The 14,051-nt window shown below is 50.6% G+C and carries 7 protein-coding genes and 1 pseudogene; 1 reads left to right on the top strand and 7 read right to left on the bottom strand.

The window, feature by feature from the left end; genetic code table 11:
* Window positions 1–91: 91 nt before the first annotated feature.
* The 7 genes and pseudogenes from ABNN70_RS08820 to ABNN70_RS08790 form a co-directional block, all read right to left on the bottom strand.
* Window positions 92–3,508 carry an SMC family ATPase gene (locus tag ABNN70_RS08820; RefSeq protein WP_353947579.1) on the bottom strand — a complete coding sequence of 1,139 codons (3,417 nt, stop codon included), beginning with the start codon at window positions 3,506–3,508 and terminating at the stop codon, window positions 92–94.
* Entirely contained in the window at window positions 3,495–4,700 is a 1,206-nt protein-coding gene (locus ABNN70_RS08815; RefSeq protein WP_353947578.1) for an exonuclease SbcCD subunit D, read from the bottom strand. Before ABNN70_RS08815 ends, ABNN70_RS08820 begins: the two co-directional genes overlap by 14 nt.
* Window positions 4,697–8,440: a helicase-exonuclease AddAB subunit AddA gene (addA, locus tag ABNN70_RS08810; protein ID WP_353947577.1), complete on the bottom strand. Its 3,744-nt coding sequence runs from the start codon at window positions 8,438–8,440 to the stop codon at window positions 4,697–4,699. The genes ABNN70_RS08815 and addA overlap by 4 nt, the downstream gene beginning before the upstream one ends.
* Window positions 8,424–11,927, bottom strand: a complete 3,504-nt coding sequence (addB, locus tag ABNN70_RS08805) for a helicase-exonuclease AddAB subunit AddB (protein WP_353947576.1) — start codon at window positions 11,925–11,927, stop codon at window positions 8,424–8,426. Before addB ends, addA begins: the two co-directional genes overlap by 17 nt.
* Window positions 11,928–12,172: 245 nt before the next feature.
* Window positions 12,173–12,466 carry a thiamine-binding protein gene (locus tag ABNN70_RS08800; protein ID WP_353947575.1) on the bottom strand — a complete coding sequence of 98 codons (294 nt, stop codon included), beginning with the start codon at window positions 12,464–12,466 and terminating at the stop codon, window positions 12,173–12,175.
* Window positions 12,467–12,509: 43 nt separating this feature from the next.
* A pseudogene (locus ABNN70_RS08795) lies at window positions 12,510–12,629 on the bottom strand (peptidylprolyl isomerase); the annotation flags it as partial.
* A gap of 187 nt (window positions 12,630–12,816) precedes the next feature.
* On the bottom strand, window positions 12,817–13,458 hold the full coding sequence (locus ABNN70_RS08790; protein ID WP_353947574.1) for a phosphatase PAP2 family protein: 642 nt from the start codon (window positions 13,456–13,458) through the stop codon (window positions 12,817–12,819).
* A gap of 135 nt (window positions 13,459–13,593) precedes the next feature.
* Here ABNN70_RS08790 and ABNN70_RS08785 point away from each other — a divergent pair, with 135 nt between their 5' ends.
* The gene (locus ABNN70_RS08785) at window positions 13,594–14,043 is read left to right on the top strand and encodes an OsmC family protein (protein WP_129929726.1); all 450 of its coding nucleotides are present in this window, start codon (window positions 13,594–13,596) and stop codon (window positions 14,041–14,043) included.
* Window positions 14,044–14,051: the final 8 nt, after the last annotated feature.

Genomic DNA, 14,051 nt, shown 5'->3' with positions numbered 1-14,051 from the left:
CCGTAGCGGGCTATACGACTTCAGGCTTAGCACCCATATTGAATATACTGTAGCGTTTTAATATGAACGGAAAATGAACAAGCCGTATTTTTTACAATAATTCCATGTGAACGCGGCTCCCTTTTCCCGACGGCTGAGCCGGTTCGACAATCAGCCTCCGCGGCAACCGTTCCCGCATTTCCGGTACGTGACTGATGACTCCGATCGACAGCCGGTGCATATGCAGTCTCTCCAGCGCCGTCACAACCGTATCCAGTAAATTCGGATCCAGCGTACCGAATCCTTCGTCCAGAAAGAAAAACTGGAGCGGGACCTTGCCGCGTAACTGAATCTGTTCAGACAGAGACAGTGCGAGCGACAGTGAGGTCAGGAAGGTTTCTCCTCCGGAAAGTGACGAAACCGGCCTCCTTAATCCCCCGTTTCCGTCATCCCGGACAATAAAACTGCCGGCATCATCAACTTCCAGCGCATAACGATTACGTGTCAGTTGTCCCAGTCTCTTCGAAGCGGCATAGCAGACCTGCTGCAGCTGTTCTTTGGCAACAAAGGAAACAAAGGCATTGCCTCGGAACACGCGCTGAAGTTTATCCAGCTGGTCTGCTGATTTCTGCCGCTGCTTTCGCTCTTTCTCCAGGCTGATAAAAAGGTCATGTTTTCCTTCAACATCAGACAACTCTTTGACACACGCCCCGTACTGTTCACTGAGCGCCTGACTCTTCTCCTTAAGCAGATTGCAGTCCTCTTGCGCCTTTTCCACTTGTTCCTTCGTTGCCGATCTTCCGGACAGTTTTTGTTCCAGCGTCAGAAGGCTTGAAGAAACGGCTCCTGTTTCTTTTTCGTAGCGGGCTACTTTTTCAGTTATCCTTTTGTTTTCTCTCTCATTCATTAATGCTGTTCTGACATCCTCACGGGAAGTAAACTCAGAAGAAGAAACTTTTTCCTTCCAGACTTTCACAGCCCTTTCCCGTGAAGCACGAACCCGGGTCAGGTGATCGGAAGCGCCATTCATCCGTTTGTCTTCGATGTGAAACAGGTCGAGGGCACGCTGCCAGCTTTCGTTGCAGGCATTCTGGTCAGCTTTTAATTTTTGAATCAGAACTTCTGTCGCCTTCAGATCTTCTTCAATCGAGGCATCCTCCGCAAGCCCCAGTGACCTCAGTTCGTTTTTACATTGCGATTCAGTATGGCGCCGGGCGTCTGCCGTCCCTTTCAGTCCGTTCCATTCAGCTTCCTGTTTTGCTTTCTGTTGCTGCAGATCCTGAAGCTGATCCAGTGTCTGGTTATATTTTTCACGGAGACTGTTCAGCTGATTTTGAATATTTTCCGACTGACTGTCGGATTCCCGGATTTTATCAGCAACCTGCTTAAGCTGATCCACTGGCGGCCATTCAGCGGGCCAGTTTTCCCGAATCTGCTCCATTTTTTCTTTTAATTTCTCTGCACTTTGGGCGATGTCCTTCTGTTCTTTTTCAACAAAATTCAGCGAAGAGGCGGTTGCTGCCTTTTCCTGCAAAAGAGTCTGAACACGGGTCTTCAGATGATCCAGCCTCCCGGTGATCTCCAGTACATCCTGTCGTCCCGCCCTGACGGAGGCTTCTGTCTCCCCTGTCAGATTCTCTGCCGGTGCATCTTTTCCGATTCTCTCCTCCGGCCACTGATCAGCACCCGTGATTTTCTCTGATTGAACAGAACCTGCCCCCATTCCGGGTAAAAGTGCAGAGGCCGTCCTGACCGCCTGCTCCAGATTCGCAAGCAGGATCCGGATATCCTGATCCTGCTGCATCAGCGTGTTCGCCGCATCCTGCCAGGATTGAATCGTCTGATCAGATGGACCCTCCCCGCTGTCTGCAGCTGCCGCAGGCGCAGGATGGTGCAGCGCGCCGCAAACCGGACAGGGGGCGCCTTCCTGCAGTCCGCCTGCCAGATTGTGTGCCAGTGTCTGCCTGTACGCTTCGTCTTTCTCGCTGACAGCCTCTTCTTTTTTGGCCAGAAAATCATTCTTAAGTATTTTGATCTTGCTGCTCAGGTCTGACAGACGGTTATAAACATGCATGCAGTGGGCAAACCATTCTTTCCCTTTTTCTGTCAGCCGTTTAAGCTTTGACTGCTGCTGATCTGCCTGCACGCGCAGCGACTGGTGATCTTTCTCTTTCATCTTCCACTTGATCCGTTTCTCATCAATCTGAGTGCGAAGTGAGTCTGCATCCTTCTTTGCGTTTTGTGCCTGGTCGACCTGTTGCCTGAGCCCGCTGGTTACCGTGTGCTCCTGAAGCCTTTGTTCAAGTTGCCGGATCATACTGGTGAGGCGATCCCTTTTTCGCGCTTCTTCGTCAGAAAGTTTGTTAAGTCTGCTGACCTTTTCGGACAATACTCTGATCTTTTCGGAAGCCGCTTCTGCGTCTTTTTTCGCCTGATCAAACTGTTTCTTCACGCTGATCCCCTGTATCAGCACCTTTTTCTTTTCGATCAGCAAAGGTTCTCTGGTCTCCAGTGCCTTTCTGGCCTGGATGAATGCCTTTTTTTCAGTCTGTTCTGCTGTTCTGGCCGCTTCCAGCCGGGCAGAAGCATTTTTCATTTCCTGTTCAGAATCGGCCTGCTCACGTTCAGAAGCCTCAAGCGTTTCAAGATAGGGGATGATCTTTTCCGCTGCATCACTCTTTGTCAGTCTCTTTTTTTCTTCTTCAATTGCAGATTTTTCCCTGATAAGTGTCTGGAGCTGCCTTTTTTTCATCGCAAGCTCATTCTGCAGATCAAAGATATTTCTTATTTCTTCCTGCCGCTTCTCCTCTAAATCAAGCTGCTTCCCCGTCTCAGTCAGTTTATGATGAATCTTTATGTTTTCTTCTCGCAGGGCACGGACATGTTCCGAAGACGCATCACCAAGAACCGCTTCTTTCTCAGCAATGACTGCCAGTCGCTGCTGAACCGAAGCCGCGTGATTTCTCAGGCGTAAGGTCAGCACATCCCCATATTGTTCGAGGTGAAAAATGCGCTGGAGCATCTGGCGTCGTTCGATTCCCCTGAGTTTCAGGAATTCAGAAAATTTCCCCTGTGGAAGGACGACAGCCCGCGTAAAGTCATCGTGTGTCAGTCCGAGAATCTCCTGAATTTTACCTGTCACATCACGTTCCTTATCCGCCAGCACAGTCCTGCTGCCGTCAGGGCCAATCTGAAACAAGCGGCAGCTGCTCATTCTCAGACCGCCTTCCTTTGTCCGCTTATAGGCCCGCTCAGCCCGGTAGCGTTCGACGGTGTCTCCATTAAGTTCAAAAGTAAAGCTGACAGAGAGCTGATCCTCCAGCTGGTTGAGTATACCCTGAGTATGATTGGATGCCCGCTCGACGGTCCCATACAAAGCCAGGGTCATAGCGTCAAGAATGGTTGATTTGCCGCTCCCCGTAGGTCCAAAAATACCAAAGATCCCATCTGCACATAATTGTTCAAAATCGATTCGCTGCCTGTTACGAAAGCTGTTCAGTCCCTGAAGTGTCAGTTCAATCGGTTTCATGTCTGTCCCTCCCTGCCGCAGCTTCCTCTTCTGCTTCATTGTCCTGAAGAAGCTGCAGAAAAAGGCGCACAAGTTCCGGTTCGGGTTCGGCTCCACGGGTCTGCTCTTTATAAAAACGGATAAAGAGCTGATCAATCGGGAGATGCGTACGGGCCTGATCCTGCAGATCCGGCCCTCCCGCCTGGTAAATGGGCCGGATACCGACTATGTAAGGGTCTGCTTTGCGCAATTCCTGAATCTCGTGCATATTAAGCGCGTGATCAAGCTGAATCTCCAGGTCGATCCACGCGTCACCGTCGCGCCCTTCATCAAGCCATCTGTGCACTTCGTCAAGGCCGTTTTCTCCTCTCCAGCGGACAAGCGGTCTCCCCGAAACCAGGGGTATTTCTTTAACCTGTGCCTTTTTTCCCGGCTGCACATCGATGATCGTCACCGATTTTTTGTTTCCTGCTTCAGAAAAACTGTAGGCAAGGGGGGAACCGGCATAACGGGTCGGAACCGGGGACCGCTCAATCGTCTGAGGACGATGCAGATGACCAAGAGCCACATACTGCGCTTCTTCGGGAAATGATGATGGATACACCGTATAGGCCCCTCCGACCTGAACCGGTCGCTCTGATTCCGACTCTTTTCCGCCGGATGTGAATACATGGGTCATCAGCACATTAACTGATCCCGGTGTAAATTTTCCGGCATGTTCGGAAAAAAGCATGTTCAGGCGGTCATTATACGCCTCCTGAATGGCGCTTTCTTCATTCATTGCACTCAGACATTCATTGAGCCGTGATTCAGAGGGATAGGGGACGCATCCTGCAATCAGTGTTTCCCCTGTTCGTTCAACAGGAACGCGGACCGGATCTGGCGTCGGACGTCCGATAATGGTAATGCCCTGCCGTCCGGCCAGTGGCCTTGAAGCCTGCAGGCGGTCGGGACTGTCATGATTTCCGGCAATAATTAAAAAAGGGCGTTTACCCCCTTTTGCGATTCTTTCTGCTGTTTCATAAAAAAGAGATTCAGAGATGGCAGGCGGATTGACCGTATCAAACACATCCCCTGCCATCAGTACAGCATCCACCTGTTCTTCATCTGCAATTCGGCAAATCTCGTCCATGACCGACTCCTGTTCATCCTGCCTGGAACGCCCTTCCAGCGTTCTGCCAAGGTGCCAGTCCGCCGTGTGCAGCAACCTCATTTAAAAATCCTCCTCTCACCGGTCAGATCCACGAATTTTCCAATATCAAAAGCATATAAACCGATTCTGGAAACGGGACGATGCCAGATTTTCTCAATGGCGAGCCGGTACAGATCGAGCTGCACGTGATACCGGCGCTTTAATTCTTTCATGGCCTCGCTCTCGTCCGGGAAACGGCCGGTTAAACGGTCCGTTTTATAATCGAGCAGGATCAGACCTTCCGCCGTTTCGATAATACAGTCAATCACTCCCTGGATCAGGACAGCTTCATCGGCAGGATCACCGCGCCATGTCGGATAAACCTCTCCGGCCGGAAGGACCAGACTGAACGGACATTCTCGCGAGACTTTTTCCGCCTGCTGCATTTTTCTTCCGGCAGATGTCCGGAAGAAAGCACTGACTGCCTGATAATCCAGACTGTTCTCCTGTTCAGGGGTCAATATCTCTTTTTCAACCAGCTGCTCCCCCTGAACGCGTAGCTGTCTGATATCCAGTGGGCCGGCCAGATTCAGATGCTGCATCAGAAGGTGAAGCGCCGTACCTCGTTCAGAAGCCGACAGTCCGCCGCTCTGAAGAAAACGAGGGCGATCTCCTGCTGTTACTGAAAAACGTCCGGACAGCAATCGATTATCCTGTCCCGCGCTGAAGTAATCCTGCTGCGATTTGATTTCAGTGACCGTCTGTTTGGCCATAGAAGTCGCCGCCTGTTGCCAGGGATACACCCACTCAAGCCGGCGGCTGACTTCATCTTCCCGTCCTGATGCTGAAGGGACCGGTCGGAAGTGCCTGACCTTTTCCATTCGGGTCTGATCTCTTTCCGGTTTCTCCTGTTCCCTGACCACCGCTGAAGAAGGGATCAGCTGCACATGCCATACAGAAGGATCGTGTGAAACAGAATCCCGGTCCGGTCTGACTTGAGCCAGGTCATGCAAGGGGACCGCCGAGCGGTGCCGCAGGATGCATGGACCCAGCCAGTCCAGAAAAGCGGACGCAGTGCTGCGATAGTATTCCGGAAGCAGCCAGTCCCGGGTTTTTATCGCTCCGGCCCAGTGTTGCACCGTTTTCTCCAGATTGCGAACCGCACCCGTCAGGATCAGTTTCTCCCGGGCCCGTGTCAGGGCGACGTAGAGGATTCTCATTTCTTCAGCATTGGCCTCTTTTTTCATTTGTTCTTTAATGGCCAGATAGGGCAGCGTGGGTACACTAATCCGCTGATCCGGATCAATCCAGCGTGTACCGAATCCAAGCGATTTGTGCAAAAGCGCAGGTGCCAGTGTATCTCTCCTGTTAAACTTTTTATTTATGCCGGCAACAAAAACCACCGGAAACTCGAGCCCTTTACTTTTGTGAATCGTCATGATCCTCACGACATCTTCCTGTTCACTGAGCGCACGAGCTTCACCGAGATCCCCGCCGTTCTTTCTCAGGCGCTCGATAAATCTCAGAAAACGGAACAGGCCGCGAAACGACGTCTTTTCATATTGCCTTGCCCGGTCATAGAACGCTTTAAGATTAGCCTGTCTCTGCGTCCCGCCGGTCAATCCTCCTGCATAATCGTAAAAACCGGTATCCCGGTAGATCTGCCAGATTAATTCAGAAACAGAATGACTGACGGACATATTTTTCCATTCCGACAGCTGTTCCAGAAAGGCGTTCAGTTGATCTCTCAGACTGCCCTTTGCTTCTGCAACATACTTTTTCAGCGCTGAAAAGAAGTTTCCGCTCCGATCGGTGATACGGATCTGTGCCAGCGCATCACCATCCAGCCCGACTATTGGTGACCGCAGAACTGAAGCAAGCGGAATATCCTGAAACGGGTTATCAATGACCTGAAGAACGGAAAGCATCACGGAGACCTCATTCGCGTCAAAATAGCCGGTTGACAATTCGGCATAAGCCGGAATTCCCCGTGCGTCAAGCACCTCTTTCATTGCCGTCGCCGTTTGACTTGCCGACCGCATCAGGATGGCGATATCCCGGAAACGAACAGGACGCATCTGACCTGTCTTTTTGTCGCAGACCCGAAAAGCAGGGCCCGTTCCATTTCCTGTCATAGCCAGAATCCGGTCGGCAATAGCTGCCGCTTCCAGTTCTTCATTTTCGTATTCTTCGACCCCGTTATCTGCCGCACGCTCTCCTTCAGCATCTCTTTCAATCAATTCCAGGTCGACCGCTCTGCCTGCTTCCGGATAATCTGCGCCGTACTTCAATTCGGCCGCCTGATCATAGGCAATGTCTCCGACTGCTTCATCCATCGTCTGTCTGAAAATAAAATTGGTGCCGTTGATGATCTCAGGTCGACTTCGGAAATTACTGGATAGATCGATTTTTTCACCATCTGTATCACTGCCGGCAAAGTTTTTGTATTTTTCAATGAAGAGAGCCGGTTCCGCCAGACGGAATCCGTAAATGCTCTGTTTCACGTCACCCACCATAAACAAATTACCGCCGTGCTTCCCGTCTCTTGTGATCAGCCGGATAATCGACTCCTGCACCCGGTTCGTATCCTGGTATTCATCAATCAGTACTTCTTCAAAGTGAGACCGGTATTGCGTGGCGACTACAGAAGGAGCTTCATGACCCGGCGCTGAACCTTCTTTTCTTAATACCGTCAGGGCTTCGTGTTCGAGATCGGAAAAATCAAGGACACCCTTCCGCCTTTTTTCCTTTTTAAATGCTGCCGCGAACTGCTTCACGAGTTTGCCTAACTGTTCAACGGAGGGAGCCATATCTTTCAAATCCCGTAGAGCCTCTTCAGATGAACGTGAAAACCACTGGTCTTTCAGATCACTGACCTCTTTTTTCACATGATCCCGTATTTTTTTCACCTGATCTTTAAGCGTTGCAGCAACGTCATGTCCTCTCGAGGCTTTCATTTTCCCAAAAGACAGAGCGAGTACTTCCGACCGAATCTCTTCCCAGCTCTTTCCCTGAGTATGCAGCACGCGCTCAAGCCCGTTCAGGTCATGAGACAGAGTCTCTTCATAGACAGCCGGTCCGCCCGGTTCCCCGCAAATCTCACACGCTTCAGAAAGTGCCGCTACAGATCCTTTTATTCTTCGAAACAGGGATTCTTTCAAATCCTTAATCCATGAGAAATCATCAATCGAAGCCTCTTCATCCGGATGGTAAGCGCGCACCATCTGATTCAGCCAGTCATCCGGCCAGGGATTACTTCGGGCAAAATGATACAGGCGAAAGACCAGATTAAGCAGTGCATCGTCACTCCTGTCACCGGAATAACGGTCGACAAGTCTGAAAAACTCAGGATCTCCGGAGGCATAGTTTTCTTCAAGTACCTGTTCCAGAACTTCCTCTTTGAGCAGTTCCGCTTCCGTTTCGTCAAGAAGACGAAATCCGGGATCAAGGTCAAGAAAATAGTAATATTTTTTAATAATGGACATGCAGAAGGCGTGAAGGGTCATAATGGGTGCTTTACTGAGCAGCGCCTGCTGCCTGCGGAGAAACAGATTTTCCGGATGCGCCGAAAGTTCTTTCTCCAGTGCCTGTCCGATGCGTTCTCTCATCTCCGAAGCTGCAGCCCTTGTGAACGTGACGACCAGCAGTTCATCAATATTGACCGGATGCCCGGGATCCGTGATCCTGCGAATAATGCGTTCAACCAGGACCGCCGTCTTTCCGGATCCGGCTGCCGCGGCAACCAGAATATCATGTCCTTTTTCCGTTATCGCGCGCCATTGCTCATCGGTCCATCTTGTTCCCTCAGGCTTTGGGGTCATCATTCTCCGTCTCCTTTCCCTTTATTTCTTCCAGTACACGGTCTGCAGAAAGGTCCTTCAGAACCCGGTAATTGTTGCCCGGACGGGACTGATCAAACAGACATACCGGTCTGAACGGGCAATAGGTACACGGGACGCGGCTCTTATCTTTAAAAGGAGCAATGCGGACATCCCCGCCGGTTATTTTCTGACCGACGTCTTTCATCACCGCTCTGGTGTATGTTCTTAAGGCATGAAACTGCTCTTTCCCGGCAACGGACGAGCCTTTGTAATAGCCGCCGTTTTTCTTCAGCCCGAAAGGCGCGATCTGTGACCAGCCGCCCTGAGCATGTGCATCATTCAGGAGCAGAGCAGGTTCATCGGCCAGCAGCAGTCCCTTCATTTTAAACTTTTTATACAGTTCTTCTTCGATCGCGTACCCAGGAAGCTTGTGATCGAGGCTGAGTGTCGGATTGTGTATGTGAAAATACAGGACACCCGCCGGTTCTGCCTGGGTACCGATCCACTTCTGTGAGTACGTAATCACCACATCAAGATAGGCAAGCATTTGCAGGGCAAGGCCGTAATAAACATCTGACAGATTTAAATCCTTTAATCCTGACTTGTAGTCAATGATTCTGAGCAGAATCCGGTCTCCGATGGTTGCCTTATCAATCCGATCAATCCGCCCGACAACCTCCATCCGGCAGCCTCCGGGCAGGTCAAATGTCAGTGCGGGAAGAGGCTTTCCCGGTCCAAACGGGAGTTCGAGGCCGACCGGAACAAACCCGCTTGACTGCGCGTGACGGCGCATGACCCGGGCTGCCCGGGCAACGACCTGCTCCAGTTTGTGCTGCAGGTAACCGTAGCGGCTGCTGCTTGTCAGAATCTGGTGCTGCAGATTCGGGGCGATCCGCGTCACGGTTTCAGAAGCCAGTTTATCGCAGTCTCCTTCTGACAGGTCATTCCAGGTCATGTGATGAGACATAATTTCTTCGATCATTTTTCTTACGGCCAGATGGAACAGCTGCCCGATATCCGGAGCATCGAGCTGAAAAACCTCACGCTCCCTGAGGCCCAGTCCGTAGGAGGCAAACTGGGAAAACGGGCAGGCGTTGAAGCGTTCCATCCTCGATACACTTGCCTGAATCGTCTCTCCGTAGAGTGCCCTGGCCGATGCCGGACTGAGAGAGGCTTCATTTCGCGAAAACAGACCCGAGAGACGCCTGCGTGCGGTATCTTTCCATTTTACCCGTGACGTATACCAGTTATATGTATCCCACCAGATATCGGACATGCCGTATCCCTTTTGCCATTCTCTGATTTGTGCGGCAAGATAACTTATCGTTTTCCCTGGTGCATTGATAAACTGCATCTGGTTCTCTTCGGAGAGCGCCCGCGGCTCCGATGGCGACAACCTCACTTTAAGTCCGGGGAAACGACGTTTGATCCTGCCGATCAGGGGAGAAGCCTTCATGGATTCTCCTGCTTCCGAGGCTAATGGATAAGACAGGAACAGCCTTTCCGTCGGGAGTGACAGAGCCCGGAAACACAGTTCATTTTCACCGGACATCTGTCCGTTATCACCCTCAGCAACATGCAATCCGCGTTCTTCCAGGAGTGTCCGGTCCTCGTCTGAAAACAGGCCGCGTTCGGAAGGTTTTGCCGGAAGGACGCCCTCATTGACGCCAAGCAGAAAAACGGCTTTGAGTTCAGTTGAGCGCATCCGGTCCAGACTGCCTGCCAGTACCTGATCCAGTGCAGGAGGTACGAGGGCGAATTCAAGCTGATCGAGACCGGTATCAATGATTTTCGTAAAAAGATCGAGCGACAGCGGTTCATCGCCTGCTCCTTCCACACACTGGTCCAGCATGTCGATGACGGCCTTCCAGACCTGCCCGTGTTCTTTTGCTTCTTCAAGCTGCCCCTTTTTTTCCGCATCTCTTGCCAGCCATTCCAGTTTATCCGGTATCATGAGATCGATCAGAAAATCGTAGATTGCCTTACATTTATCCCGGATATTTTTGGCTGATTTCAGTTCCTGCTCAAAACCCTGCAGAGGCCCGGCAATCAGAGCACGAAGGTGGTTAATCCGCTTCTGTGCCTCCCGCTCTTCTTTCGACATTTTCCCCGGCTCTTCTTTTAGCCCGCGATTCACTCTGTAATCCCACGGCTTCTTTTCCGTCCACTTTTTCCGGCCATATATGCCATAGGCAAGCACATAGTTTTCAAGTTCATCAATGGCCTCCCGTGCTTCAGAAAGGGGGATACCCGCGGGATGAATCAGGTCCGTTTTGGCACAGCGAAATACTGGCTCATAGCGCCAGTTCTGCTGCACTACCTCCAGGGCGGACCGGATCAGTTCGATCAGCGGATGATGGCGCATCGATTTCTTTTGATCGATAAAAATCGGAATCCCGTAATCTCCGAATATCGTTTCTATCAGATCGGCATATTGATCCAGATCCCGCACAAGAACCGTTATTTCCCGATATCTGATGGCGTGATCGCGTGTCAAAGCAATAATATCCCTTGCCGCCTGTTCAATTTCTTCCCTTTTATTAACGGCTTCAGTCAGAACAATACCATCAGTCTGATCACATGTCGCAAGCGGATACCGTCCAAATGACAGATTCAGATGCTTCAGGGCTCTTTTCTGCGTACGAACGACCCTGCTTTTAATGATCAGCGGTTCAGATGGAAGCTGCATTTCCTCTGCCCAGGCATGCAGCTGAATATAGAGCAGTGCAGGATGTCTGAACGGGGAGAACTCGTCGGGCGGCCTGTCATAGGCTTTATCCGCCCCGATGATAACGGTTGTCCGTTTTGCAGTCTCCATCAGTTCCTCTGTGACAAGCTGTTCTTCCGGTGTCATGGTCTGGAATCCGTCAACCCATACTTCCGCCTGTTTCAGAAAATCTGTTTTCTTCATTTTCCCTGCGGTTAACTGGAGATAATCATCGCTGTCGAGGTACTTTCCTTCAAGTTCTGCTTCAAAAGACTGATAGACCAGTGACAGATCGTGAAGCTTGTCCCCGAGCAGCCGGTCTCCATCATGCTCCTCATCGACTTCCTTTGCATGAGTGGAAAGACGTTCCGGAGTCAGACAATAACGTTTGAGCTCTGTCACCGTATCTTTAAGTACATCATAGAAGCCGTTCTGTTCCGATGCTTTACGGAATAAACGCAGCTCACCCCGGCTTTGCTCAACAATTCTGCGAAGCAGCATGGCGACACCTGTTCCATTCAGATGGATCCGTGTGATCCCTCCAGACTGCTGGAGGACGCGCAGTGCAAGCCGGGGAATACTGTAGACATTCAGCCGCGTCATGCCGCCTGTGCCGACAGCTCTGGCAAACTGATATTCCATACTGAAGGTCATGTGTTCCGGTACAAGATAAATCAGCGGCGGTCCGGATGGATTTTCCCGAAGCCGGCTGATGACTTCCTGCATACAGGCTGTCGTTTTCCCAGTGCCGGGGCGTCCCAGTATAAATCGTACCGACATCAGCATTCCCCCTCAAAAACTTTTATCCGATCACAACCAATCGAACTTTTTCTATTATAACATAAAGAGAACGTTTGTTCCCACCTATATTCTACATTTTACTCTGAAAACCTTCCTGAACCGGTTTCCTATCATCCTGAGTACCATAAAAAAAAGCGGTCAATATGAACCGCCTGAGTTGCTTCATTCATTTTGTAAACAGCTATATAGTTGTTGCTGACAGCCCTGCGACAGCCTTCTTTTTCTCAGGATTTCCGGTACTTTCCAACTTTTTCCTCAATCGATGTGCCCTGCGGCCGGAAATGAATTTTTACTTCAGCTGCAACTTCATCGGCGCCTGCCTCAACCGTTGCATAAATTGTTTTTTTTACGACTTCAAGCAGGTCGTCCAGTTCCCCTTCCATGACCGTCTCCAGGGCGTCAACTTCATATTTCACCCCTGATTTCTGAATTTCCTCAATCGCTTTGTCGACCAGGCCATATGTCTCTTTTTCTTTTGAAAAAGGAAGAATCTGCAAACCAACATTACTTTTCGGCATGGTACATGCCCCTTTCTTTTTTAGTCTTCCTGATCCCGGACTGTCAATTGATCATGATATCACCGTTTTTCATTGCTCGAACCGTATCCAGTCCCTCTGTGACCTGTCCGAAGACAGGATGAACTCCGTCGAGATGCGGCTGCGGCGTATGGACGATAAAGAAGTGAAGGACGGGCCGTAAACATGCCCAGGCGGGGGATACCTGCCCGCAGGAGCCCGATGGGTTCAACAAACAATCATTGGGGGATGGGCCTAGGCTAAAAACGAGGACGTCCTGTTGCAATGCCTGCACGGGCACGATCTGTGCGCCCGAAAATCCCGGCTGATTGAAGTTTCACTTTATTTTCATCTTAACGGCATCCGCGCCTGGAATCAATAAAAATGACAATCAGTGCAGTTATTCCGACAAATACGCCGCCCATGCAGTAACCGGCAAGAATATCTGTAAAAAAATGGACACGAAGGAACGGCCGGCTGAAACCGATCAGAACGATCATCGCCAGACAAAGCGCGATCCAGAGTCTGCGCATGGACCTGTGACGGATCAGCGGAGCAATCAGAATTATAAGGAGTCCATAGACTGTGGCAGCGTTCATGGCATGGCCGCTGGGAAAACTGTAACCTGTCTCATGGACCAGGTGGGGAAAATCAGGGCGATCCCGCATCACCCAATGTTTCAGAAGTGAATTCATTCCCCGTTCAGCCCAGAAAGCCAGCGGCAGCAGAACCAGCGCCACAAATCTCTTTTTATAAATAAGAAAAAGAGAAGTCAGAATAATAATGATGATTAACAGCCGGCTCGCCCCAAAATCCGTTATTTTAGAGAAGAAAAAAATAGGGGTGTCTGTCCTGAACGGATCAAGTGCCTGGATCAGGCGATTGTCCAGAGAACGGACCTCCGGGACCCGCACAAGCAGAACGAAGATCAGAAACAGCAGTGCACTGACAAGCACCAGCCACAGCCAGCGGACGGCAACATTTTTTTGATTCATCATGAACCTCCTCCACTGATGTCTGTACAAAACTGCACGTCAGGTTTTGCCTGTTCAGACATCGAATCCCCGTTTTTGCAGCGACAACGGACAATCCTTTATAATGAAAGAAAGCGAATTAAAGAAGGCGATATTTTGACTGATTTTACCTTCCATGCCGGCGGATGCTGGCGTGGTTCCTGGGACGGCAGCGGCCGGATCAAAGCCGGCAATCTGGAAAATGTGATTTCCGTCGATCCGTCGATGGGGGGAGCCGGTACAGGAACAAATCCTGATGAACTGCTGCTCAGTGCACTTTCTTCCTGCTATATGATCACGCTTGGCATTAGACTGCATAAGGAAAACATCGTTTATGACCATATTTCTATTCAGTCGGAAGGTTCAGTAACCAAAAAAGGGGGACTTCATTTTGAAAGTGTGACACACCGGCCGATCATCTGTCTTTCCGGACAAATCACTGATCATCTGCGTGAAAGGCTGTCCTTCTGCATCAGACAGGCTGAAAAAGACTGCATGATCGCAAAAGCCGTACACGGAAATGTGCGGATCAACGTAGCTCCGCGTTTTGAAACAGTAACAGGTTAATTCAGACA

The organism is Sporolactobacillus sp. Y61 (genome assembly GCF_040529185.1).
Classification (GTDB): Bacteria; Bacillota; Bacilli; order Bacillales; family Sporolactobacillaceae; genus Sporolactobacillus.
The sequence above is the reverse complement of the archived record's forward strand: the minus strand, read 5'-3'. Positions and strand labels throughout refer to the sequence as shown.

Bases quoted from the DNA above. Each gene is read 5' to 3' on its own strand.
- addB (WP_353947576.1), bottom strand. From the start codon at position 11,927: ATGTCGGTACGATTTATACTGGGACGCCCCGGCACTGGGAAAACGACA.
- addA (WP_353947577.1), bottom strand. From the start codon at position 8,440: ATGACCCCAAAGCCTGAGGGAACAAGATGGACCGATGAGCAATGGCGC.
- ABNN70_RS08800 (WP_353947575.1), bottom strand. From the start codon at position 12,466: ATGCCGAAAAGTAATGTTGGTTTGCAGATTCTTCCTTTTTCAAAAGAA.
- ABNN70_RS08815 (WP_353947578.1), bottom strand. From the start codon at position 4,700: ATGAGGTTGCTGCACACGGCGGACTGGCACCTTGGCAGAACGCTGGAA.
- ABNN70_RS08790 (WP_353947574.1), bottom strand. From the start codon at position 13,458: ATGAATCAAAAAAATGTTGCCGTCCGCTGGCTGTGGCTGGTGCTTGTC.
- ABNN70_RS08820 (WP_353947579.1), bottom strand. From the start codon at position 3,508: ATGAAACCGATTGAACTGACACTTCAGGGACTGAACAGCTTTCGTAAC.